Annotated in this window: 23 protein-coding genes; 3 read left to right on the forward strand and 20 right to left on the reverse strand. The window is 39.6% G+C overall.

Annotation, left to right across the window (positions count from 1 at the left end; translation table 11 throughout):
- Positions 1-49: 49 nt before the first annotated feature.
- Together CRT24_RS13655 and gyrB are read right to left on the reverse strand one after the other, a co-directional pair.
- A complete protein-coding gene (locus CRT24_RS13655) occupies positions 50-1,210 on the reverse strand; it encodes a VCBS repeat-containing protein (RefSeq protein ID WP_099371776.1) in 1,161 nt (386 codons plus the stop codon).
- Positions 1,211-1,376: 166 nt separating this feature from the next.
- Positions 1,377-3,335 carry a DNA topoisomerase (ATP-hydrolyzing) subunit B gene (gene gyrB / locus CRT24_RS13660; protein ID WP_099371777.1) on the reverse strand — a complete coding sequence of 653 codons (1,959 nt, stop codon included), beginning with the start codon at positions 3,333-3,335 and terminating at the stop codon, positions 1,377-1,379.
- A 200-nt stretch (positions 3,336-3,535) separates the two neighbouring features.
- Here gyrB and CRT24_RS13665 point away from each other — a divergent pair, with 200 nt between their 5' ends.
- A complete protein-coding gene (locus tag CRT24_RS13665; protein ID WP_099371778.1) occupies positions 3,536-4,147 on the forward strand; it encodes an OmpH family outer membrane protein in 612 nt (203 codons plus the stop codon).
- Between the two features lie 136 nt (positions 4,148-4,283).
- Positions 4,284-5,189 (forward strand): CorA family divalent cation transporter, encoded by a 906-nt coding sequence (locus tag CRT24_RS13670; protein WP_099371779.1) that lies wholly within the window; start codon positions 4,284-4,286, stop codon positions 5,187-5,189.
- Here CRT24_RS13670 and tsaB read toward each other — a convergent pair.
- The 5 genes from tsaB to mscL form a co-directional block, all read right to left on the reverse strand.
- Positions 5,184-5,900 carry a tRNA (adenosine(37)-N6)-threonylcarbamoyltransferase complex dimerization subunit type 1 TsaB gene (gene tsaB, locus CRT24_RS13675; protein ID WP_257214049.1) on the reverse strand — a complete coding sequence of 239 codons (717 nt, stop codon included), beginning with the start codon at positions 5,898-5,900 and terminating at the stop codon, positions 5,184-5,186. The genes CRT24_RS13670 and tsaB overlap by 6 nt on opposite strands.
- Positions 5,901-5,907: 7 nt before the next feature.
- Positions 5,908-6,162 carry a membrane protein insertion efficiency factor YidD gene (gene yidD, locus CRT24_RS13680; RefSeq protein WP_099371780.1) on the reverse strand — a complete coding sequence of 85 codons (255 nt, stop codon included), beginning with the start codon at positions 6,160-6,162 and terminating at the stop codon, positions 5,908-5,910.
- Positions 6,125-6,538, reverse strand: coding sequence for a ribonuclease P protein component (locus CRT24_RS13685; RefSeq protein ID WP_099371781.1), 414 nt, complete (start codon positions 6,536-6,538; stop codon positions 6,125-6,127). The genes yidD and CRT24_RS13685 overlap by 38 nt, the downstream gene beginning before the upstream one ends.
- 58 nt (positions 6,539-6,596) lie before the next feature.
- Complete coding sequence (gene rpmH / locus CRT24_RS13690; RefSeq protein WP_099371782.1) at positions 6,597-6,755, reverse strand: 50S ribosomal protein L34; 159 nt, start codon at positions 6,753-6,755, stop codon at positions 6,597-6,599.
- 171 nt (positions 6,756-6,926) lie between these two features.
- The gene (gene mscL, locus CRT24_RS13695) at positions 6,927-7,334 is read right to left on the reverse strand and encodes a large-conductance mechanosensitive channel protein MscL (RefSeq protein WP_099371783.1); all 408 of its coding nucleotides are present in this window, start codon (positions 7,332-7,334) and stop codon (positions 6,927-6,929) included.
- 305 nt (positions 7,335-7,639) lie between these two features.
- Here mscL and CRT24_RS13700 point away from each other — a divergent pair, with 305 nt between their 5' ends.
- Complete coding sequence (locus CRT24_RS13700; RefSeq protein ID WP_099371784.1) at positions 7,640-8,284, forward strand: response regulator transcription factor; 645 nt, start codon at positions 7,640-7,642, stop codon at positions 8,282-8,284.
- Between the two features lie 33 nt (positions 8,285-8,317).
- On the opposite strand, the gene CRT24_RS13705 is transcribed toward CRT24_RS13700, so the two are convergent.
- The 13 genes from CRT24_RS13705 to CRT24_RS13765 all read right to left on the reverse strand — a co-directional run bounded on the left by CRT24_RS13705 (position 8,318) and on the right by CRT24_RS13765 (position 24,280).
- Positions 8,318-9,454 (reverse strand): sugar phosphate isomerase/epimerase, encoded by a 1,137-nt coding sequence (locus tag CRT24_RS13705; protein ID WP_099371785.1) that lies wholly within the window; start codon positions 9,452-9,454, stop codon positions 8,318-8,320.
- A gap of 82 nt (positions 9,455-9,536) precedes the next feature.
- Positions 9,537-9,722, reverse strand: coding sequence for a histone H1 (locus CRT24_RS13710; protein ID WP_099371786.1), 186 nt, complete (start codon positions 9,720-9,722; stop codon positions 9,537-9,539).
- Between the two features lie 131 nt (positions 9,723-9,853).
- On the reverse strand, positions 9,854-11,578 hold the full coding sequence (ftsZ, locus tag CRT24_RS13715) for a cell division protein FtsZ (RefSeq protein ID WP_099371787.1): 1,725 nt from the start codon (positions 11,576-11,578) through the stop codon (positions 9,854-9,856).
- 141 nt (positions 11,579-11,719) lie between these two features.
- On the reverse strand, positions 11,720-13,102 hold the full coding sequence (ftsA, locus tag CRT24_RS13720) for a cell division protein FtsA (RefSeq protein ID WP_099371788.1): 1,383 nt from the start codon (positions 13,100-13,102) through the stop codon (positions 11,720-11,722).
- A gap of 33 nt (positions 13,103-13,135) precedes the next feature.
- Entirely contained in the window at positions 13,136-13,966 is an 831-nt protein-coding gene (locus CRT24_RS13725) for a cell division protein FtsQ (RefSeq protein WP_099371789.1), read from the reverse strand.
- The gene (murC, locus tag CRT24_RS13730) at positions 13,956-15,314 is read right to left on the reverse strand and encodes a UDP-N-acetylmuramate--L-alanine ligase (RefSeq protein WP_099371790.1); all 1,359 of its coding nucleotides are present in this window, start codon (positions 15,312-15,314) and stop codon (positions 13,956-13,958) included. The genes CRT24_RS13725 and murC overlap by 11 nt, the downstream gene beginning before the upstream one ends.
- 3 nt (positions 15,315-15,317) lie before the next feature.
- The gene (gene murG / locus CRT24_RS13735; RefSeq protein ID WP_099371791.1) at positions 15,318-16,418 is read right to left on the reverse strand and encodes an undecaprenyldiphospho-muramoylpentapeptide beta-N-acetylglucosaminyltransferase; all 1,101 of its coding nucleotides are present in this window, start codon (positions 16,416-16,418) and stop codon (positions 15,318-15,320) included.
- A 12-nt stretch (positions 16,419-16,430) separates the two neighbouring features.
- A complete protein-coding gene (locus CRT24_RS13740) occupies positions 16,431-17,624 on the reverse strand; it encodes an FtsW/RodA/SpoVE family cell cycle protein (RefSeq protein WP_099371792.1) in 1,194 nt (397 codons plus the stop codon).
- Between the two features lie 16 nt (positions 17,625-17,640).
- Positions 17,641-19,014, reverse strand: a complete 1,374-nt coding sequence (murD, locus tag CRT24_RS13745; protein WP_099371793.1) for a UDP-N-acetylmuramoyl-L-alanine--D-glutamate ligase — start codon at positions 19,012-19,014, stop codon at positions 17,641-17,643.
- Positions 19,015-19,018: 4 nt separating this feature from the next.
- Complete coding sequence (gene mraY / locus CRT24_RS13750) at positions 19,019-20,263, reverse strand: phospho-N-acetylmuramoyl-pentapeptide-transferase (RefSeq protein ID WP_099371794.1); 1,245 nt, start codon at positions 20,261-20,263, stop codon at positions 19,019-19,021.
- A gap of 5 nt (positions 20,264-20,268) precedes the next feature.
- Positions 20,269-21,726, reverse strand: a complete 1,458-nt coding sequence (locus tag CRT24_RS13755; RefSeq protein ID WP_099371795.1) for a UDP-N-acetylmuramoyl-L-alanyl-D-glutamate--2,6-diaminopimelate ligase — start codon at positions 21,724-21,726, stop codon at positions 20,269-20,271.
- 1 nt (position 21,727) lies between these two features.
- Positions 21,728-23,854: a penicillin-binding protein gene (locus CRT24_RS13760; protein WP_099371796.1), complete on the reverse strand. Its 2,127-nt coding sequence runs from the start codon at positions 23,852-23,854 to the stop codon at positions 21,728-21,730.
- A gap of 15 nt (positions 23,855-23,869) precedes the next feature.
- Positions 23,870-24,280 (reverse strand): FtsL-like putative cell division protein, encoded by a 411-nt coding sequence (locus CRT24_RS13765; RefSeq protein ID WP_099371797.1) that lies wholly within the window; start codon positions 24,278-24,280, stop codon positions 23,870-23,872.
- Positions 24,281-24,284: the final 4 nt, after the last annotated feature.

Consider the following 24,284-nt stretch of genomic DNA (forward strand, 5'->3'; position numbering starts at 1 on the left):
CGAAGGTTATTATTAAGAAATTGTTAGGACTTTAGCCTTTAGAATCTCCTTACCTACTTCCTTCATTAAAAAATATATACAGTCCATCTTTTCCCGCAACCACAATATCCTTCCTACCAGACTTCCTTAAATCTTCGATTGCAAAATAAATTCCAGCCCCTTTCCCATCTACACCAGATCCATAAGCAACAATATTTTTAGTAAAAGATTCTCCATTCCATTTAAAATAATAAACTCCCGCAGGATCATTAGCACCCGGATCACCTCCATTATGTGCTCTATATCGTTTTCCGGTTACCAATTCATACTCGCCATCATTATCGATATCTACCCACTCCATGGTGTGGTATTGTGAATTATATGGATCAATAACATGTTTTTTCCAAGTGGTATTTCCTTTTTTATCTTTTACCTGTTCATACCAATCCAATCCATAAGAATGTCCTTGCCCCACGATCAAGTCATTTAGACCATCTTTATTTACATCAACCACTAGAATTGGCACTCCAGCATCTCCAAAATCAAACCCTTCATGAAGCTTCCACTCTGCATTTGCCGTTGCTGGTCCTTCCAACCAGCCTGTATTCAATATTATATCTACGCGTTTGTCCCCATTGATATCTCCAAATCCAAAGCCATGACCCTGCGTTTTGGCGACTTCAACCTTTGTGAATTTTCCTGTTCCTTTTCCTTGAGCATCCTTTTCAAGCTTATAATATTTCAATGGATGATTAGGATTGTTAGGGATAATCTCAGGTGTGCCATCTCCGTCCAGGTCATATGCTCGAGTAGTTTCAATATTACCGGTTTGATCAATTACATGTTTCTTCCATGGGCCATCATTCCCAGGATTTTCCATCCAGATAAGAGAAGCATCAAACCATCCACCTGTGATGTAGTCCATCTTTCCATCACCATTCACATCCATCGGAATATTTGAAAAATCATCCCAATATTCCTGCACACGTTTTACTTCTCCAATAAAATGTCGTTTTATAAAAGTTGGTCCTTCGTACCAGAAAGCACCAGAAACCAAGTCTGGATGGCCATCATTATTGACATCCATCACCCCCACAGATTCATAGGTCTCCGAAGAAACTTTCATTTTTGTGAAGTGCAATGGACCAGCTGGAAGTTCTTTTTTAGGGTTTTGGCCAAAAGCTAGATTGGACAATCCCAAGGATAATAATAAAGGTATAATTAGTCGCATACTACAAGTTAGGAAACTTGAATTGCTTAACTGTCATGGCGCATCATGCTCTATATCAACAAAAAAGCCACCTTAATGGTGGCTTTTCCGATTTTATCAATTTTTGACTTTTAGATCAAAAAACCTTTAGCTTCTCATATCTCCCATCACAAATCTTACATCTATTCTAAATATCAATCTTCGCATAACGTGCATTTTGCTCGATAAATTCACGACGAGGAGCAACTTCATCACCCATCAACATCGAGAATATACGGTCACATTCTGCTGCATTTTCGATTGTAACTTGGCGTAATGTACGTCTTTCTGGATCCATCGTAGTTTCCCACAATTGCTCCGCGTTCATCTCACCAAGACCTTTATAACGTTGAACATGTACGCTATCTTCTTTACCAGCACCCTTCAAGCGCTGAATAGCTGCCAAACGTTGAGGTTCGGTCCATGCATATTCAAAATCTTTACCTTTCTTAACCAAATATAAAGGCGGCGTTGCGATATAAACATATCCGCGCTCGATCAATTCCTTCATATAACGGAAGTAGAATGTCAACAATAAGGTTGCAATGTGAGAACCATCGACATCGGCATCCGTCATGATGATAATCTTATGGTAACGAAGTTTATCAATGTTCAGAGCTTTTGAATCTTCGGCTGTTCCAATGCTTACACCAAGCGCAGTAAACATATTCTTGATCTCTTCATTCTCATAGATCTTATGTTCCATTGCTTTCTCCACATTCAGGATCTTACCTCTCAAAGGCATAATCGCTTGTGTAGCACGGTCCCTACCTTGTTTAGCAGTTCCACCCGCAGAATCCCCCTCGACAAAGAAAATTTCACATCTATTAGGATCTCTATCTGAACAGTCCGCCAATTTACCCGGAAGTCCTGAACCACCCATCACAGTTTTACGCTGTACGAGTTCTCTAGCTTTACGAGCGGCAGCGCGTGCTTGAGCAGCAATTACTACCTTCTGAACGATCTGTTTAGCCTCCTTAGGGTTTTCTTCCAAATATGAGCTCAAGATCTCGCCTACAGCAACATCTACAGCACCCATTACTTCAGAGTTACCTAATTTGGTCTTGGTCTGACCTTCAAACTGTGGCTCTGCAACTTTAACAGAAATTACGGCTGTTAAACCTTCACGGAAGTCATCACCTAAGATTTCAACCTTCAAGTTTTTCAACAAACCAGAGTCATCCGCATATTTTTTCAATGTACGGGTCAATCCTCTACGGAAACCTGCCACATGAGAACCACCCTCAATTGTATTGATGTTGTTCACATATGAATGTACATTTTCAGAATAAGTATCATTGTATTGAAGAGCAAGCTCAACTGGTACACCTTGCTTAATACCTTCAACATAAATTGGCTCAGGGATTAAGGCAGTTCTGTTACCATCCAAGAATTTAACAAATTCTTGAAGACCACCTTCTGACAAGTATACATTTTTCTTGAACTCGCCATTATCCAAGATTTCTCTCTCATCGATCAATGTCAATGTAATGCCTTTGTTCAAGAATGACAATTCCCTTAAGCGGTTAGCTAAGGTGTCATAGTTATATACAGTGGTAGTTGTAAAAATCTCTGGATCCGGTTGGAATGTAACGATGGTACCAGTATCTTCACTGACACCGATTTCTTTTACATCCTCTTGTGGTTTACCTTGAGAATATTCTTGCACAAAGATCTTTCCTTCTCTGTGTACTTCTGCACGCAAATGCGTAGATAAAGCGTTCACACAGGATACACCCACACCGTGCAAACCACCGGAAACCTTATAAGTATCCTTGTCGAATTTACCACCGGCGTGCAATACTGTCATTACAAGCTCTAAAGCAGATTTCTTTTCTTTTTTATTGATTCCTGTTGGAATACCGCGACCATTATCGCGAACTGATACACCGTTAGATTTTAAAATGGTTACTACAATGTCGTTACAATAACCGGCAACAGCTTCATCGATAGAGTTATCGACTACTTCATAAACCAAGTGATGTAGACCTTTTACGCCTGTATCACCGATGTACATGGAAGGGCGCTTACGTACAGCTTCTAATCCTTCTAATACCTGGATATTATCCGCTGAATACGTAGATGCATTTTTATTTTCTTCGCTCATGAAAATCCTTTAAAATTACTGTTGATTAACTTTCAAAAATACGAAATTTTGTCCTAATTATCAAATAAAAAAGGCAATGTGAACGAGCAAAATTAACATAATTTAAGAGTTGATTTTTACCGTAAATAATGTCGATTCTATAATATTTCAAAATTTTATCTTAGGTTTGTCATTGACAAAATCGAAATACAGTAAACAGAATGAATAAACTATTAAAAATTACCCTAGGCCTTGTTGCAACTGCAGCGATCGTATCATGTAACCAACAAGCTAGTACAACAACTGAAAAAACTACAGCACCTGCAACTGAAACTGCAACTGCTGCTGACCCAATTGACAAAATCGCATATGTAAATTCAGATACATTATCTGAAAAATACCAATATTTCAAAGACATCCGTGCTAAACTGGAAGCTAAAGTTAAAAAAGCACAGAATGATCTTCAAGCTAAAGGACAAGCTTATCAACGTGAGGTAGCTGACTACCAACAAAAAGCACCTACTATGAGCGCATCTGAGCGCCAAGCTACTGAAGAACGCTTAATGAGACGCCAAAACGAACTTGGCCGTCTTGATCAAAACGCATCCACTTCTATCGCACAGGAAGAACAAACGGAATTTACTAAGGTATATACATCTATCACAGACCACCTGAAAAAACATTCTGAAGAAAAAGGATACAAATTAGTATTGACTTATTCAAAAACTAATCCTGCTGTATTGTACGCAGACCCTAAAATGGATATCACAAATGAAGTTCTTACTTCTTTGAATAAAGAATATAGTGACAAGAATGCTGCAGCTAAAAAATAAGCAGCTTCTTTAAACATAAAAAAACAGGTCATTAACATAAATGACCTGTTTTTTTATGCTCTAATTTTCATATTCAAACTTGTAATCAATTTGATTTCTGCATTAATCTCATTAATTTCAATTAAAATCTACTCATATGGTAAGACAAATTCTACGCAAAGAAGAAAACGGTTACGACTGGTACGAAATTCTTGACCCTACTCTGGAGGATTTTACAGAACTTAAGAAAAAATACAACCTAAACGACGCCTCCATAAAAGATTGTCTAGAAATTGGTCACCTACCGAAAATCGAAGAATTTGAAAATTACCACTTCCTGATCTTAAGATCGATTGCAGAAAATTTCCCAGAGAACTCAGATACCCTAATGGATATAACCCTGCGTATCTCGGTATTCTATGATGAAGACTTTATTATCACGGTGCACCGCAATGAGATCAAACTATTGGACGAGCTAATAAATCTTGATAAAACCAATAAAAAACTTAAGTCAAGCAAAAGCCTGGTCAATAGCCTAGTTTCTCAATCGCTAAAAACCTTTGAAAACTTAGTGATCAATGATCTATCTGAAAAATTAGATGATTATGAAGAGAGAGTATTTTTGCACAGCAGAAGGAAACCGTTTTTGATGAGACTCTATTACCTGAAAAGACAAATCGACCTGATTCGAATCATTCTAACACTTTACAAAGATATTGTCGATTATTTCCACATGCCGGAATATCAGAACATCTACACCCAAGACCTCAGGGATATCTACTCTAGAACCAACACCCTTTTCAGAAACATTGGCGAGAATACAGCACAACTATTATCGGTATATTTCAACATCGAGTCCAACCATACCAATGAAATAATGCGGACACTGACCATTATATCGGTATTCTTTATGCCACTTACCTTTATTGTTGGAGTCTACGGGATGAATTTCAAATACATGCCCGAATTGGACTGGAGAATCGGATACCCAGCAGTTTGGTTGTTGATGGTAGTAGTATCGATCCTAATTTACATCTGGTTCAAAAGAAAGAGATGGCTATAAAAACGGAGATTTTTTAGGTGTTGTCGCGACAAAATCTTTAAGGTAAAAAGGCTCAAAATATGCAACATCCTCAAAACCTTCATCCTGATATTTTTGAAAAGAAAGAGCATCCTGATAGAACGCCAAAGAATCAAATCCTGAGATTACCTGAACAGAACTGTTATTTTCAAAGGTTTCCTTAAACTTATCAGCACCTGATCCAAAAAGAACCAATTTAAAACCTTGTTCTAAATAAGGGTTGAAACTTTCTTCATCAATAATCAGCGCTTCAGTCTGCTTGATTAAGCTACCTTCATGAGAATAAACCGCAGTATAAACCTCTCTCCTTCTAGCATCGATCATTGGCAGCAACAATGTCTTGCTATCTAATTCTAAAGTATGATGAGCTAATAACCCTGCGACAAGCGCATCTAAGGTATTATTGGCAATTAACGGAATATCCAGTGCATAACACAGACCTTTAGCTGTAGAAACTCCAATCCTGAGACCTGTATATGATCCCGGACCCATACTAACTGCAACTGCAGCCAAATGATTGAATTGCAATCCTGCCTTCTCTAATAACTCCTGGATGAATACGGTCAATTTTGTTGCATGAAGATTGGGATCTTCACCTACAACTGATAAGACATGTTCACCATGATTGGATAAAGAAACAGAACACAGGTTGGTAGCTGTTTCAATGGCAAGGATATAAGAATTTGACATCATTTTATTTCTAAGGTACTGGATCATGGCCATGTCCGCCCCATGGATTGCAGCGAACAATACGTTTTATGGTTAACCAACCTCCTTTAAAAGGTCCATATTTTAGGATCGCCTCCTTCCCATATTGTGAACAAGTTGGGGAATAACGGCAACTAGCGCCCAATAAAGGTGACAGGAATATTTGATAACCCCTAATAATCACAATAAAAAGCCATTTCAATGGCTGCTTAATTCCCTTCTCCCAGATTAGATTTAGATATCTCATTTTTTAGTTTTCCTATCAATTGTTGGAGCTTGGACTGCAATGTTTCCAAAGGAAGCTTTTCGTTGCTCACATATTGAATAGCTAACAACAAATTTAAAGAATGATCCTTTAAAAAGGAATAGAGCTGATGTTTTTCAAGCCTATAGCTTTCACGCATCAATCTCTTGAGGTAGTTTCTATCTACAGCCCTTTTAAAGCGCTTCTTTGGAACAGATGTAATTACTTGTACAGGGAATTCCTGATTTGGATTGTCGGGTTTTACGAGAAAAACAACCCGAAAAGGATATACAACAAAAGAAGAACCATTATGGAAAAGGTCATCAATCAACCTTTTGCTACATAATCGTTCTTCTTTTGTAAATGTATATTTTTTCATCTCGATGACCATAAAGCCGGCTAAAAGCTCGGTCCCTACATCACCGGCGAGAGTAATATTAACCTTTGTGGCGGCTTTCGTCAGAAACTGAAAGGCGTTTTCTTCCTTTTGCTCTACGAGAAGCAAGTACTCTTCTACCATTTGCAGAGCTCATACGCTCTCTGAATCCGTGTTTATTTCTTCTTTTTCTTTGCGAAGGTTGAAATGTTCTTTTCATGACGCTTTTATGCTTTTTTAAATACTTTTTATCAAATTATCCCTCAAAAGAGGAATGCAAAAATAAAGTTTATTTCACAAATAAGCAATACCCAAAATCTAATAAATAAAAAAAAGCAGATTATTTCAGCGAATAACTGTCATAATCTGCTATAATGCTCAAAAATTAAGCTTATTTATTTTTTAAAATATCGCGAATCTCAGTAAGCAATGCTTCTTCCTTAGTAGGAGCAGGAGCTGCTTCTGGCTCTGCTGGCTCCTCCCTTTTCAAAGAGTTGATACCTTTGATCACCAAGAATATACAGAATGCAATGATTAAGAACTGGATCAATACATTGATAAAGTTACCATAGGTAATAGCAACTTCTGTAACACCAGCAGCCTCATTGGCCTCCTTGATTACATACTTCATGCTCGAAAAATCAACACCACCAGTAATAAAGCCAATTGGAGGCATAATAATATCGTCTACCAATGAAGTAACAATTTTACCAAATGCACCTCCGATTACCACACCGACAGCCAAATCAATCACGCTGCCACGCATAGCGAATTCTTTAAATTCTTTTAAAAATCCCATAAGTTTAATAGTCTAAAAAGTGAATATAATGTAATTAAATAGTTTCGTAAATGTTTAGTAAGTATAACTACCCTACAAAAAAAGCTGTTTACTTTCAGAAACTGAAATTTTATTCAAAATAAATGAGTATTTTTAGCATGTCTGTAGATTAATTCAGTAAAATAATTTTAAAATTAAGTGAAAACGTATAAAATTATTATATTTGAGGAAACAAATTAACTACTAAAAACAATTTTTCAACCTTTTAAATCCTCCGGTTGAAATCATTCAAAAAGTGAATCTAGGAAATTTGTGTAATAATCTTTATGAAAAAAATATTAATAGCCGACGACCATATCATAGTACGCCTGGGTGTTTCAACTGCAATCAAAGAGACAATTAAAGCAGTTGAAATTGTTCATGCTCAAACTTATGATGAGGTATTTGCACAATTAAAAGCAACAAATTTCGACCTTCTACTACTGGACATCAATATGCCAGGCGGAAACAATATCAAAGTTATTAGAGAGTTGTTGGACATACAACCGGACTTGAAAATCCTAGTCTTCTCTTCTTATGACGAGACACTCTACGCTCTTAGATATATTGAAGCTGGAGCTGCTGGATATGTCAATAAAACAACCAGCATGACCGAATTCACTAACGCCATCAACAGCATTTTCGAACGTGGCCGCTATATGTCAGAAGCAATTAAGGATCTATATGTTCAAAAACTGACAACCAGCAAATCTAAAGTAGATAGTTTAAACCCACTTTATAAATTGTCTAACCGTGAGATGGATGTCGCAAGGCATTTGATTGAAGGTCTAGGAATTATTGAAGTGTCAAATAGACTTAACTTGAGCTCATCAACGGTCAGCACTTATAAAAGTAGAATTTTTGAAAAACTGGGAGTACACAACATCCCAGATTTAATATCACTGTTCAAAATGAACGCAGATAAGGAATAACCAAACGGTTATTCCTTATTTTTTTAACTTACCTTATCTAAGCTGATCCATAGTCATTACTGGAATATCTTCCCTTTTGACTGTCTTCAGTTCTTTCTGATCAGTATATTCATATCCATTTTCCCCCAATTTCCACAACAGTGGTGACAAGAAGTTGATACAGGCTTGTGCTCCTTGACTAATCGCTGCCATGTTTTGGGTATCTTTCGAATTCTTGGCCTCATTCTCAATTTCAAAAGGACCGCTAAAACCTCGGTCGTGCAGCACCTCCACAAAACTGTTCCAATCCATATCATCTGTTCCACCAAAACCAGGTAACATTGCCGTGTAGTGATGTCTGTCCCAATCGCTTTGAGGAATACTGACTCCTGCAAGCTTTGCCAATTCTTCATTCACATGCTGCATTGGGTACATCCCACCCCACTCTATCCTACCTTTGCTGCTCAGCATCCTTGTGGTCTTTACATGCACTCGCTTCAACCTCGAGATATCCATCTCTTCGATAACCTCAACAGGATCCGTATTTTGCCAAATGTCATGCGAAGGATCATAAATTTCCCCATGTGCTTTACTTGGAACTAAGGCATACATGAGTTTCCTAGCAGCCAATACACCTGGAAGGTTATTAAAAGTACTTGTAAACCTGGATGAACGCCACCCTTCCATCGGACAGTTTTCATAAACAATCGTTACCCCAAGACTCTCAGCATAATCTACAATCGGACCGAATACTTTTTTATATTCATCTAGGTTCTTTTGGAAACCATCAATTTGGTTCCCAAGTTCGTGATTGTAACCTACGAAAGTCCCAACCATCGCATTGTTTTCATCGCCACCCAGCAAATAAGCTATTCTTATCAGTTTTAAGAGATGATTCTGGTTCTTAAGCCTCTCAGACTCTTCTCCACCAATCATGTTCTCAAACGCCCCCAAAGACAGCCTCAAGCCTTTAGAATTGAAAGCTTCTAATGTTCTCTTGGCGTCATCGGGAGTAAATCCATCATAATCCAAATGCGTAGCAGTATGATCTTCCCGAGACCCGTCCTTCCTGAACACACATAAATCTATTCCTTGGGCACCTAATCTTGCTGCAGTTTCTAATAATTCAGATTGATTGAGTTTATCGTAAGCTGAGCTCATCAGCCATATGGGGTTTTGAATTTGCTTCATTTATAATTTTGTTCTTTTGTTCAAATATACTCATAAAAAAAGCCCAGAACTGGGCTTAGATTGTAACAGAATCTTAAGAACTTTATTTCTTGTTCTTGAGATCCTGGATTCCTAGGCGCAAATCTTGGGCTAAAGTTTTAATATCCTGAAGACCTTTTCGCACACGGGTACCAGCTGCGCTGTTTCCCTTTGCAAAAAATTTGTCCGCATCACCTTCTAATCCGTCGACTAGAGACTTTAGCTCTTTAAATTTATCAATACTTGCCATAATCTTAAGTTTAGTTTATAATGTTTTTTAGTAACTCACTTAAAATTAACATCTTTTTTCCATAAACAAAACCTAAACACAAAAAAAGGTGACCTTTGCAAGCCACCCTTTATTTATTAAATAGGATAAGATTAATCTACATTGTCATGTAAGAATGAATTATTTGGTCTGATTTCAGTCTCACCATCATCAAATGACAAAGTGAAACGTGATACCTGAGACTCTGAAGAATGAGGAACATCATCTAATGTTTTTTGCTTTCTTTTATAAGCTGGCTCATTCTCAAGCTCTTGAAGACCATTCGAAGATTTCAACTTCATGCTCAATTCTTTCAAACGCAAGATACGCTCTTTCGTTTTCAACAACTGATCTTCAAAGTTTGTTTCTTCTTTTTTCGCTTCTTCCAATTCAATTTCAGCTTTTTGCGGCTGCGCCTCCATTACTGGTTCAGGTGCAGGTGCTGGAGCTGGCTCTTCTACAGGCTCCTCAGATTTGTAAGTGTCAAATACCGTAGGTAATTTGAATTCAAACATTGAAGGTGATGTTTTCAACTCAAAACCGTGTGGATTCGGATCTTCTTCAATCTCTTCAACATCTGAATTATCTTCTAATTCCAAGGTATGACGGATCATCTGAGAATCGTTCTTTTCAACAGCATTTGCATTTACTTGTTGAGTAGCTGCAGCAGCTTTGTTAGAGAACAAGTCTGTTTGTGGAGCTTGATTTGATGGAGTTTCCGTTGGAGTGCTAGGTTTCACGAATGAACTAGCCTCTGTATTGGTTCTGTCCACAAATTGATTTGTTGCTACGGGTTTTACGAATGCAGAAGTTGGAACTTCTGGTGTCAAGGGAATGGCAATTTTCTCCATTTCCTTCTCTTTAACACGTTCCTCTGCAGTTTGGAAACCAGTCGCTATAATAGTTACCGAAAGTTCATCTTCAAAGTTCTCATCAATACAGTTACCCCAGATCAAGTCAGCCGATAGACCAGCTTTCTCTTGGATGTAATCCGTAACGATTGCAACCTCATCCATTGTTACTTCACGTGTTCCTGAAGTAATGTTCAATAAGATGTAACGAGCACCTTCGATTTCATTGTCTTTTAATAATGGAGAAGCCAACGCGCCAGTTACAGCATCTAATGCACGTTGTTCACCTGTTGCCACAGCATTACCCATGATTGCAACACCAGAATCGTTCATCACAGTACGAACGTCCTTGAAATCCACGTTTACATAACCTGGGATGGTAATGATTTCAGCGATACCTTTGGCCGCAGTGGTCAAGATATCATCCGCTTTCGCAAATGCCGCCGTCATCGTCAAGTTCCCAAAGATCTCGCGTAAACGATCGTTAGAAATAACTAAATAAGAATCTACATACTTACGCAATTCCGAAAGTCCATCTTCAGCTTGCATACGACGTCTCTTACCCTCGAAAGTAAATGGAGTAGTAACGATCGCTACTGTCAGAATGCCCAACTCCTTTGCCGCTTTCGCAAGCACAGGACTAGCACCAGTACCAGTACCACCACCCATTCCAGCTGTGATAAACAACATCTTCGTATTGGTACCCAACATACGTTTGATATCCTCAATACTCTCGATAGCTGAATTTTCACCAACATCAGGGTCGGCACCTGCACCCATACCTTCAGTAAGACTCGCTCCTAATTGTACCTTGTTTGGAATAGGACTCAACTCCAAAGCCTGCGCATCAGTATTGCAAACAATGAAATCAACTCCACTTATTCCCTGCTTATACATGTGATTAACAGCGTTGCCACCGCCACCACCAACACCGATTACCTTAATAATCGATGAGTTCTCCTTTAACATTTCAAATTGTATCGACATATATTTTATCCTATTTAATTCTTCATCAATCTATTACGTTAACACAACGTAAGTCGACAATCCTAATGTAATATTACCAAAATCTTAACAAGAGTTTTCCACATTTGTTAAATTGTGGAAAAAACATACCGATGTTGATAATTATTTCTTACCAATGAAAGTGTCATCGTCTATATCCGCCCCATCTTTGATCCAATCGCCTAAAAAACGAGTCAACCAACCCTCCTTTTTGCTCTGACCTTCCGCTATCTCTTTAACGCCTTCTTTGTGCTTTTCTTTTGTAGGAGCTGCCTTTTTGATGAATTTTTCTTCGTTCCTCTTCTCCTCTTCCTCAATCGACTGAATACCCTTAATCAATAAACCAATACCCGTCGCATACAATGGGCTCTTCAACTCATCGAATGCTTGCTTGTTCAACATATCTGTCTTAGCAAGGTATTCGTTCGGATATCCAATACGACAATCGATTCCTGTGATATACTCAACTAATTGAACCAAATGTTTCAATTGTGCTCCACCACCGGTGATCACGATTCCCGCAATTAATTTATCTTCATATCCTGATGCCTTGATTTCGTAGAATACGTGCTCAATGATCTCCTCCATTCTAGCCTGAATAATAAATGCTAGATTCTTTACAGAAATCTCCTTCGCCTCTCTGCCTCTGATTCCTGGAACACAGATCACTTCGTTTTCTTTGTTCTCATCAGCAAGTGCAGAACCATATCTTACTTTCAATTGCTCAGCTTGATTGCGCAATACAGCACAACCTTGACGAATGTCTTCTGTAACGATGTTACCTCCCAATGGAATTACTGCCGTATGGCGAATAATACCCTCATGGAAAATAGCAACATCTGTCGTACCACCACCGATATCTACCAAAACAACTCCCGCAGTTTTTTCCTCTTCATCCAACACAGCCTCGGATGATGCTAGAGGTTCAAGAATCAATTCTGAAACTTCAAGATCTGAGTTGTCAACACATCTCTTGATGTTCTTGATATCAGTAACACGACCTGAGATAATATGAAAGTTTGCTTCCACACGTCTTCCGGCCATACCGATAGGTTCTTTGATACCTGGTTCGTTGTCAATCGTAAATTCTTGTGGCAATACATGAATGATCTCCTCTCCCGGAGGAAGTACCAATTTGTACATGTCTGAAATCAAACGCTCAATGTCTAAACGGCCGATCTCATCATCGTCATTCTTCGTTAAAATACCACGGTGCTGGATACTCTTGATGTGCTGACCTGCAATACCAACATTGACTACCTTGATGTCAACATTCGATTGCCCTTCAGCCACAGCAACAGCTTCGCGGATGCTCGTTACCGTCTTCTGGATGTTCGCAACAACCCCACGGTTTACGCCGGCAGACTCCGCCTTCCCTACACCTAATAACTCAACCTTGTTCGATCCACTACGACGACCCACTGTGACGCAGATCTTTGTAGTCCCGATGTCCAATCCCACAATGATTGGATTCTCTTTTTCATTTTCTACAATTCTAGGTTTCATATGCTGTGTTTGATGCTGTATGTAATTAATTTCTTATATTTTCTTATTTATTTTCATTTGAAGGCTATCGATAAACCAATCGCCCTTCCGCTCGCAGACTATCTGTCCGCTGTACTTCACATTTACCTTGCTGTAAGCATCAGAACCTACCTTCGGTAAAATATGAGTGTAAAATTTCTTCAATCGATCCAATTTATAGCTCAATGAATCCGCATTGCCAATGATCAATTGCTGATTTCCAACCCTTGGAACAATCTCGATATCCTTGTCGTCATTCACATATAATTGAACAATCTGATTGCTCCACAATTCATCAGACTTGGTATCTTCAACGATTTTTACCAAATCTTTCACTAAGTCGCTGGTCACTGGCTCCAAAGATTTTTTATATCCCTCGCGGATATTTCCATTCGCAACCATCACATGAGGTACATATTTCAATGTCACCGGAATTTTGTTGCCTTTTGAATCTACATAATACTCTTGCCCAACCTGGTTAATGATTCGTACTACCACTTCCCTTTGTTGAACTGCAACCTGCATCGTGCCATCCATATCCATATGAACATCTGCTGACGATACATATGGAGATTTCATCAATTCGGTTTCTATCTTTTGCAAGGGAAGCGCATTTAGTTCCTTGCCTACCACCTTTCCAAACTTTTCTTTGATCATAGAGGAGATATCATTTTGATCAATGAAGGTCTCCTTTCCCTCAACCATTACTTTCAAATCAGTACATACTTGAACTTGGTCCTTCTTGTTTACCAAACTCATCAACATACCAACCCCAACTAATCCAACCAGACCTAAGAAAAAATAGCCTACTTGACGCCATTGAATATTTCTTATTCTATTTAACATGGTTTAATTCTTCTTTTAATGGTTTCACCAATTTATCAATATCCCCTGCTCCAACCGTTACAAGCAGTTCAGGGTTTTCTGTCTTAACGATTTCAAGAACTTCTTCCGGACTTACCAATCGCTTGTTTTCAAGATTAATTTTTTCCAATAACCAAGATGAATCAACCCCTTCAATCGGCAATTCCCTCGCTGGGTATATTTCCATTAACAACAACTCATCCGCCAAGCCCAATACTTCAGCAAATCCGTCTACAAAATCACGGGTCCTGCTAAAAAGGTGTGGCTGAAATATCACTGTCAATTTCTTCTCCGGATATAATTTGCGCATCGATGTCAGAAATGCTCTCAACTCTTCAGGATGATGAGCATAATCATCGATATATACATTATTATCTGTTTTTACAATGTATTCGAAACGACGTTTTACACCTTGGAAAGCAGATAATGCCGCAACAATTTTATCAGCCTCGATATCCAACAATTTGGCAACCGTAATCGCAGCAACTGCATTCTCTACATTGTGCAAACCTGGTATTCCCAAATGAATATCTTTGATGGTTAAATCCGCAGAATGATAATCAAAATAGAACTCACCGTTTTCAACGCGAACATTTTCAGCATAGGCATCGCAAACTTGCTCACGTGCATAACTGATATCTCCACTAAATGGAAGTCCTAACTTCACAATTTTAGTTCCGCCATCAACAACTCTGTCCAAGAACATCTCAAAGGACAGCACCAATTCCTTAGGATCACCATAGATATCCAAGTGATCAGCATCCGCAGAAGTAACGATTGCAATATTTGGATGCAAAGTCAAAAATGAACGATCGTATTCATCGGCTTCTACAACTACTACATCATTGTCCCCAAACAATACATTGTTTTGGTAATTCGTACTGATACCTCCCAAAAATGCAGAGCAATCATAGCCACTATGTTTCAACACATGTGCAACCATCGTTGAAGTTGTAGTTTTACCATGCGTACCAGCAACGGCAATCGTGAACCTGCTAGCAGAAATAAATCCCAATACTTGTGAACGCTTGAACAATTCATGACCGTGGTCAACGAAAAATCCTTTTAACGCCAAATCCTTTGGAATAGCAGGAGTAAATATGATCAGGGTTTCTTCACTTGCTGTCTTGAATGCTGAAGGAACAGATTCCACATCATCCGTATAGGTGATTGGCATCCCTTCTTCTTCCAATGTTCTAGTAAGCTCAGTTGAGGTACGGTCATAACCAGCAACCTCACATCCCAAACGACTAAAATAACGAGCCAACCCGCTCATGCCGATTCCGCCAATCCCAAGTAGATAAACTCTTTTTATTTTGTCGATATTCATATTCTATTTTTTTATTAAACTCAATACTTCTTGTGCAATTACTTCGTCCGCATCTGCAAGTGCCAACATCTTAATCTGCTCTTCCAGCTCCCGTTGCTTTGCTTCATCTTTGAAAAGACCCAAAACAGTTGGAACTAATTCTTCCCTAGCAACAGCATCTCTCACCATTAATGCAGCATGTTTCTGAACCAATGCATTCGCATTTTTGGTTTGATGATCATCTGCTACATTTGGTGAAGGAACCAAAACAACCGGTTTTCCTATCACACATAGTTCCGAGATGGTTCCTGCTCCTGCCCTAGCCACAATAACATCAGCAGCAGCATAAGCATAATCCATACGCTCTAGAAATGGCATCAACTTAATTGACTCTGGCAAGGTATCACCAAGCTCAGCCTCCAATTTCTCGTAATAGTAACTACCACATTGCCAAATCACTTGAATTCCTGCAGCTGTTAATGCTGGAATACCAGCCTTGATGCTATCATTCAAGGTCAATGCGCCTAAGCTACCCCCAGTTACCAATAAGGTCTTCTTTTCAAGATCCAATCCAAATGCATGGATAGCTTCTTCTCTTTTTCCTTCTATAGCAACCGAAGACTTACGGATAGGATTCCCTGTCAACAGTACACGCTCGGCAGGAAAAAATCTTTCCATCCCTTCATATGCAACACATATTTTCTTGGCCTTCGCACCCAACTTTTTGTTGGTCATCCCTGCATATGAATTTTGCTCTTGGATAACAGTCGGCAAACCCATCATATTTGCCATCATCAACAATGGACCAGAAGCATAACCTCCAACACCAATTGCTGCCTCAGCTTTAAAATCTTTAAGAACTCTTCTCGCCTTCCATAAGCTTTTCAGCATCTTGAATGGAAGACTAATGTTTTTTAATAATGATTGACGATTGAATCCAGCAATGTCCAATCCTACAATCTCATATCCCGCAGCTGGAACTCTTTCCATTTCCATCTTTCCATTGGCACCTACAAATAGGATTTCAATATCCGGAGATATGTTCTTCAACGCATTGGCAATCGCTATCGCAGGAAAGATATGACCTCCCGTTCCACCACCACTTATGATTACTCTATGCGCCATTCAATATTTCAATTAAATTGTTCCAACCACTACTTTACGTGGAGCCTTCACAACTTCTTTTTCTTCTTTTACTTTTAATTCTTCAACATTACGGCTTACACTCAAGATAATCCCTAATGCAACACTCGTAAATAAAATGGATGTACCACCCATACTCACCAATGGCAATGGCACCCCTGTTACTGGACCCAACCCTACGGCAACTGCCATGTTGGCCAAGGCCTGTATCGTAAGACTGAAGCCCAACCCGGCTGCCAGAAAGGCACCGAATGCCCGAGGACTCAACGTGACAATCCGAATACATCGGTACATCAACGCTATATACAGGAAGAGTAATACCGCCCCTCCAATTGTGCCATATTCTTCAATGATAATCGCGAAAATAAAATCCGAATAAGGGTGTGGCAATACATTTCGTTGAACACTGTTACCAACTCCTTTTCCAAACATTTCACCTGTCGCAATGGCTATTTTCGCATTATTCGCTTGGTAGTTCTTGTCATCTTGGAAAGAAGTCTTTCCATCATGAACCTGCTCCGTATTAAAGAAACCTTGGATACGACTCAAATAAGTAGCACGCCTTGGCCCCAAGAATATCACCAGCATCAATAAAACTCCACCGCCCATACATACCACAGCAATCTGCTTGAAACTGATACGACCAATTAATAATAACAAGACACTAACTCCAAAAAGCATCAAAGCAGTCGATAAGTTAGCCCATGCAATCAATACAAACACAAAACAAACCGCTCCCATGATAGGTATAAAAGACTTCTTTACATCCTTGATTTCCTCCTGCTTGCGAGATAACATCCTTGCCAAAAATGTGATCAATGCCAACTTCGCCAAATCCGAAGTCTGAAACGTTTGATTAATCACAGGGATAGTCAACCAACGACTAGCCTCATTTACCTTACTACCAAAAACTAAGGTGTAAAGCAATAGAGGAATCGTAATGACCATCAATAACTTCGAAATACCAGCATAATAACGGTAATCCAATTTATGTGAAAGGTACATCAATGCTAAACCTGCAATCACAATGAATAGGTGTTTGAATAAGTACATCTCAGTACCTTTACCTTCCTTGTAGGCCAATGTTCCCACTGAACTGTAAACAGCCAATAGTGACCAAATGGATAATAGAATCACAATGATCCAAATCCATTTATCGCCTTTTAGTTTAGAAAAAATGTATTCCATTGTCTCTCTTTTATGTTTATAAAGTCATTACTGCTTCTTTGAACTTATCTCCACGGTCTTCGTAGTTTTTAAACCAATCAAAGCTGGCACATGCTGGCGACAACAATACCGTATCACCTTTTTTAGCCAAATGTGAAGCTATTTGAACAGCATCACTCATAGATGCGCTGTTCACGATTACATCAGTATCATCCTCAAATGCTTCGTGGATACGACCAGTATCTTTACCGATGCAGATGATTGCTTTTACCTTAGAGCGAACAAGATCTTTCAACATCTCATAATCGTTGCCTTTATCAACACCACCCATGATCAATACGATATCCGTAGAGAAACTCTCCAATGCATACCAAACTGAGTTCACGTTTGTAGCCTTTGAATCATTGATATAGTTCACTCCGCCAATACAAGCAACGTGCTCCAACCTGTGCTCAACATTCACAAAGGACCCCATGCTCTCCTTCATCTTTTGGTTCCTCAATTCCTGAACCTTAGCAACTAAACCCGAAGCCATGTTGTTGTAAACATTGTGCTTGCCCTGCAGTGATAATTCTTCAATATTCATGATAAAAGCTTCTCTATTTGGTATTAAAATATTCAAATTCTTCTCGTCGTCCAGATACGCTCCGGTATCTAATTTCCCCTCCAATGTGAATGGCAAGTGCATTGCTGCTGTTGGATGTTTATCCAGGGCTGCCACAGTTTCAGGATCATCCTTGCAATAAATAAAGTAATCCGTATCCTTTTGATTTTGAACCATGCGGAACTTTGATGCCACATAATTCTCCATCTTGTATTCATATCGATCCAAATGATCGGGTGTAATATTCAATATCACTGCTACATCTGCCCTGAAATGGTACATATCATCCAACATAAAACTGGAGATCTCCAATACATAAGCATCATGTTTTTCCCTTGCTACCTGCAATGCGAAGCTATTACCAATGTTTCCTGCAAGACCAACATTCAAGCCTCCATTTTTCAACATGTTATAGGTCAACAAGGTGGTCGTTGTTTTTCCGTTTGACCCAGTGATGCAAAATAATTTCGCATCCGTATATTGCGCGGCAAACTCGATCTCCGAAATAATCGGCAAGCCTAAGCCTCTCAATTCTTTAATTAATGGAGCCTTTTCAGGAATCCCAGGACTTTTTACAACTAAATCAGCATTGATGATCTGGTCCTTAGTATGCTGTCCCTCCTCATAGGCAATACCCTCTTTTTCCAAAGTGGATTTATACGTATCAGCTATGCTTCCCATATCTGACACAAATACATCAAAACCCTGGTCTTTGCCGAGAATCGCAGCTCCAACGCCGCTCTCACCAGCACCTAGTATCACTAAGCGACCTGATTGTGGGTAATATGTATGTGCAATATTTGGCATTTCGTTATCTTACTTTCAATGTCACAATGGTTAAAATCGCCAAGATGATAGACACAATTACAAAGCGCGTAACAATCTTGGATTCGTGATAACCTTTCTTTTGATAATGGTGATGCAATGGAGACATCAAGAAAATCCTTCTTCCTTCTCCAAATTTCTTTTTGGTGTACTTGAAGTATGATACTTGAAGGATTACTGACAAGTTCTCGATCAAGAAAATACCACATAACACAGGAATCAAAAGTTCCTTACGAATTAAGATCGCAAAGGCTGCAATGATACCCCCAATTGCCAAACTACCTGTATCACCCATAAACACCTGTGCAGGGTAGGCATTGTACCATAAAAAGCCAGTACATGCCCCAACAAAGGCTCCCGCAAAAATTACCAGCTCACCCGAATTCGGAATAAACATGATGTTGAGGTAATCCGCAAAAATGATGTTACCAGATACATAGGCCAAAACAGCTAAGGTAATACCCATAATTGCCGATGTACCCGTCGCGAGACCATCAATCCCATCCGTAATATTCGCTCCATTGGAAACCGCAGTAATAATAAATACGACTACGACCAAGAAAACAAAGAACGTCGCCATAGGGCTATTGACACCGAATACATCCAATACTTTGGAGTAATCGAACTCATTGTTTTTATAAAATGGAATGTTCGTCTTCGTAGACTTCACATTCTCAGCGTATGACTTCTCTCCAGTCGAAGGATTGATAATAACCTCTACCGGCTTCGAAGATGTTGGATTCGCAACCTGTTGCCTTGCAACAATCTCAGGATGGAAATACATCGTAATAGCAATCAAAACCCCTAATCCCACTTGGCCAATTACTTTGAACTTCCCTGCTAATCCTTCTTTATTCTTACGGAAGACTTTGATATAATCATCTAAAAATCCAATTGCACCCATCCAAACTGTGGTAATGATCATTAATATGATATAGATATTGTCCAGTTTAGCAAAGAGCAAGGTTGGTATTAAAATACCAGCGATGATAATCAAACCACCCATTGTCGGAGTACCTTGTTTCTTTTTCTCTCCCTCTAATCCAAGGTCGCGAATAGTTTCTCCAACTTGTTTTTGATGCAACAAACGAATTAAACGGCTACCATATACAGTAGTGATAATCAACGAAGTGATAACTGCCATGGCTGTACGAAACGATATAAATTGGAATAATCCAGCACCTGGAATATGGATGTGCTCGTTAAGCCAAGTGAATAAATAGTAAAGCATGCAGTTTAATTGTGTTCGTTAAAAATCTTTATTAATTCCTCTTTGTCATCGAAGTGATTCTTCACCCCGTTTACATCTTGATATTTCTCGTGTCCTTTTCCAGCAACCAAGATCACATCACCTGGCTGCGCCAAATGAAAAGCAGCACGAATTGCCTCTCTTCTATCTGTTATGGAAAACACATTCTTTCTTTTGTCTGACGGAATACCCACTTCCATCTCCCTGATGATAGTACCTGGGTCTTCGGTCCTCGGATTGTCTGAAGTCAAGACTACTTTATCGCTCAATCTTGCTGCTACCTCAGCCATCTCGGGACGTTTCGTTTTGTCACGATCTCCACCACAGCCCAAAACCGTCAAAATCTGCTGACCTGGCTTTCTCAAATCACCAATCGTTTCCAAAACATTTTCTACAGCATCTGGTGTATGCGCATAGTCAACAATAGCAACTACGCCAGTCGAAGATTTCATTGTCTCAAAACGACCCTCAGCACCAGAAATCTCACTCAATGCCATCAACACCTTTATCGTTTCTTGCTCCAATAAAATTGCAGCTCCGTATACCGCCAATAAATTGTAAGCATTGAAATCACCTACCAATTTTACCCACACTTCCTGACCATCAACCTGCAAAAGCATCCCGTCAAAATGGCTTTCCAAAATCTTGGCCTTAAAATCAGCCATTTGGTGCAAACCATAGGTTTTCTTGTGCGCAAAAGTATTCTGAAGCATAACCAATCCGTTTTTATCATCGATATTGGTCAATGCAAATGCATATCTGTCTAAATCATCAAAGAACTTTTTCTTTGCCTTGATATAGTTGGCAAAGGTTCCATGGAAATCCAAGTGATCATGCGTGATATTGGTGAAGATGCCACCAGCAAACTTCAACCCTGCAATCCTTTGCTGAACCACAGCATGCGAACTCACTTCCATGAAACAATAATCACATCCATCCTCGACCATATCCTTCAACAAAGAATTCAATGAAATTGGATCAGGTGTGGTATGTGTCGCTTCAACAACCCTATCCCCAATCTGATTTTGAACAGTAGACAATAAGCCTACATGAAAACCCAGCTTGCTAAAAAGGTTGAAAAGCAAGGTAGCAACCGTTGTTTTACCGTTTGTACCTGTTACTCCCACCAATTTCAATTTCGAGGAAGGATTGCCGTAGAATGTAGATGCCATCACTCCTAACGCATAGGCAGAATCTCCAACAACAACATAAACTACTTTTTCATCCAGCTCCTCTGGTAATTCTTCAACCACCACAACCGAAGCACCCAATTCAATGGCTTTACCAACAAATAGATGACCATCAGTTTGATGTCCACGAACTGCCACAAACGCACTGCCTTCAACCGCTTTTCTCGAATCTAGACAAAGCGAGCTAACCTCTGTCTCCAGAGAACCTCGGTAATCAGTTACCGGAATAGCATGTAGCAACTCCTTCAACAACATATTAATTCAATTCTATTAAAACATTAGTCCCTGGTTTCAATCGCTGACCAGCTGCTAATGATTGATTCACAACTTTACCCTTTCCTCTAACTGTCGCTTTAAATCCAGCGTTTTCCATTGCATACAATGCATCAACCAAACCCATCCCCTTCACATTCGGAACAACACCTTCTTTAAACTCGCCAACAGTAAATGCCTGTGCTGTATGATTCGAAGAATCTTTGTCAGACTCTACGATCGAATTCCAGTTTACAGACTGAACACCTAACATCTGATATACTTTGGCTGTAGCATCTTTCGATCCTCTCAATGTATAAGGAACTTTACTTCCTGATACATTCACTTGACGGTTGTTGAATGTTTTGTGCAATGAAAGGTCATTTGCATAAACCATATCCGCCAACTCTCTGAATACCGGACCAGCTACCGAACCACCATAGTATCCATTCCTTGGATTACGAATCACCACAATCATGGAATATTTAGGATTCTCTGCAGGGAAATATCCAGCAAATGATGATTGATACCTTCTCGCTCCATACCCACGTGCACCATCTGCCATCTGAGCAGTACCAGTTTTACCTGCCGAAGTGTACAATGGACTTCTCAAGCGTTTACCCGTTCCTTCCGTCATCACCCCAGCCATCATCTTCTGCATTTTACCAATCGCCTCCTTAGAAGCAATTTGTTTATTGATCACGCGAGCTTCAAATTTCTTTACGGTTGATCCCAAGTGTTGAATTTCTTTTACAAACAATGGCGCAACCATTTTACCGTCATTTGCAACTGCATTGAACAAAGTCAATGTCTGCAAAGGAGTTAATTTCAACTCATATCCATACGCCATCTGTACCAATGAAAGCTTACTCCAAGATCTGCTATCTGGCATCTTAACCCATGGGTTAGCCTCTCCCGGAATCTGAAGACCCAATGGTTTCGCCATACCCCACTCATGAAGCTTACCAGTGAATTTCTCTGGATTCTTACCGTAATAAGTACCAATCGTTTTCGCAACACCCACGTTTGAAGACTCCTCAAATGCTTCTTTGATAGTCACTTTGGATTTCTTTGGTGGATGTGAATCTTTAATCGTGTGTCCAGGAACTTTCCAAGTACCATTACCGATATCGATAACAGTGCTTGTATCAACCATATTGTCATCCAATGCCACCAAATAAGAAGCTACCTTGAATGTTGATCCCGGATCCGCTCCTTGAGCAATAGCATAATTGAATTTTTCTCTATAAACACCTTCAGAATCCCTAGTAAAATTGGCAATCGCCCTTACTTCCCCTGTCGCTACCTCCATCAGCACTACACAGCCATTATCTGCATTGCTTTGGATCAATTGTTTCTCCAAAGCGCGCTGAGCCATGTCCTGCATGTTGACATCAATGGTTGCAATAATATCAGAACCATCAGTCGGAGCAACTTCCATCTCACGGTTTACAGGAATCCAAACACCACCAGCAATACGCTGCATTAACTGAACACCACTCTTACCTTCAATATAATCCCCATAAGCACCTTCAAGACCAACACGTACAGTATCACCCTTACTATTTTTGTAACCAATGGTACGTGCTGCCAAATTTGTAAATGGCAGGATACGCTTGTTTTCTCTAACTGCTATCAAAGAACTTGAGAATCTCTCTTTCTCTTCCTTAAAATTCCTCAACAAAGGAAAGGTCTTTAAGACCTTCAGTTGTTGATGTGTAACATCACGTTTCAAAAGCACGTAACGTTGCTTTTTAGCTCTGGCTTCTTTTAACTGGGTCAGATACTGCCTTGCTGACCTGTCCTTAAAGTAGGCAGCCAGCTTATTGGCCAAAGAATCCACCCGAGCATTAAAAACATTGTTATGCTCGGATGGAATGGCCATCGCATCAAACCGTATCTCATATTCCGGAACAGAAGTAGCCAGTAAACTTCCGTCATTGGAATAAATATTTCCTCTTGCCGCTTCGATCACACGCTCGCGAATAGTCAAACTATCTGCAATTGCGCGCCACTGATCCCCATCAACATATTGAAGGTGCAATAGCTTGCCGAAAACCAATAAAGCACCAAAAACCATCAGGCCAAATGCCAGGTACACCCTAATCAATATGGACTTCCTAATATTCATCTATTGGTCTCTTTATTATTTTACTTCCCTTACTATTTCTAACTTAATTGGCGGTTCTGTTCTTTCTTTCAATCCCAGCGTATCCGCTCTTTTAGCAATCTCCGTTTGCGTCGTCAACTTCATCAATTCCGCATTCAATGACTTGTAATCCCAACCTAGCTCCTTCACTTCCCTCCCCAACTTATCAATCCTTCTAACCGTGTTCTCTGCCAAGTGGCGATTCGAGATGTACAGCAATCCTAACAAGGCAAGAAATGCCACAAACGGCAAATTTCTGGCAACTAACAAGGAAGAGATTTTTTTCTGCGAAAAGAATGTTTTCAGAAAGTCCTGGGTCTCCTCGACCTTCTCCTCCAATGCATCCGACATCTCCTCTTGAACTTCCTCACTCAGCTCCTTTTGCTTTATAGTATTTCTCTTTGCCATACTT

It is taken from the genome of Sphingobacterium sp. 1.A.5, assembly GCF_002734235.1.
Taxonomy (GTDB): Bacteria; Bacteroidota; Bacteroidia; order Sphingobacteriales; family Sphingobacteriaceae; genus Sphingobacterium; species Sphingobacterium daejeonense.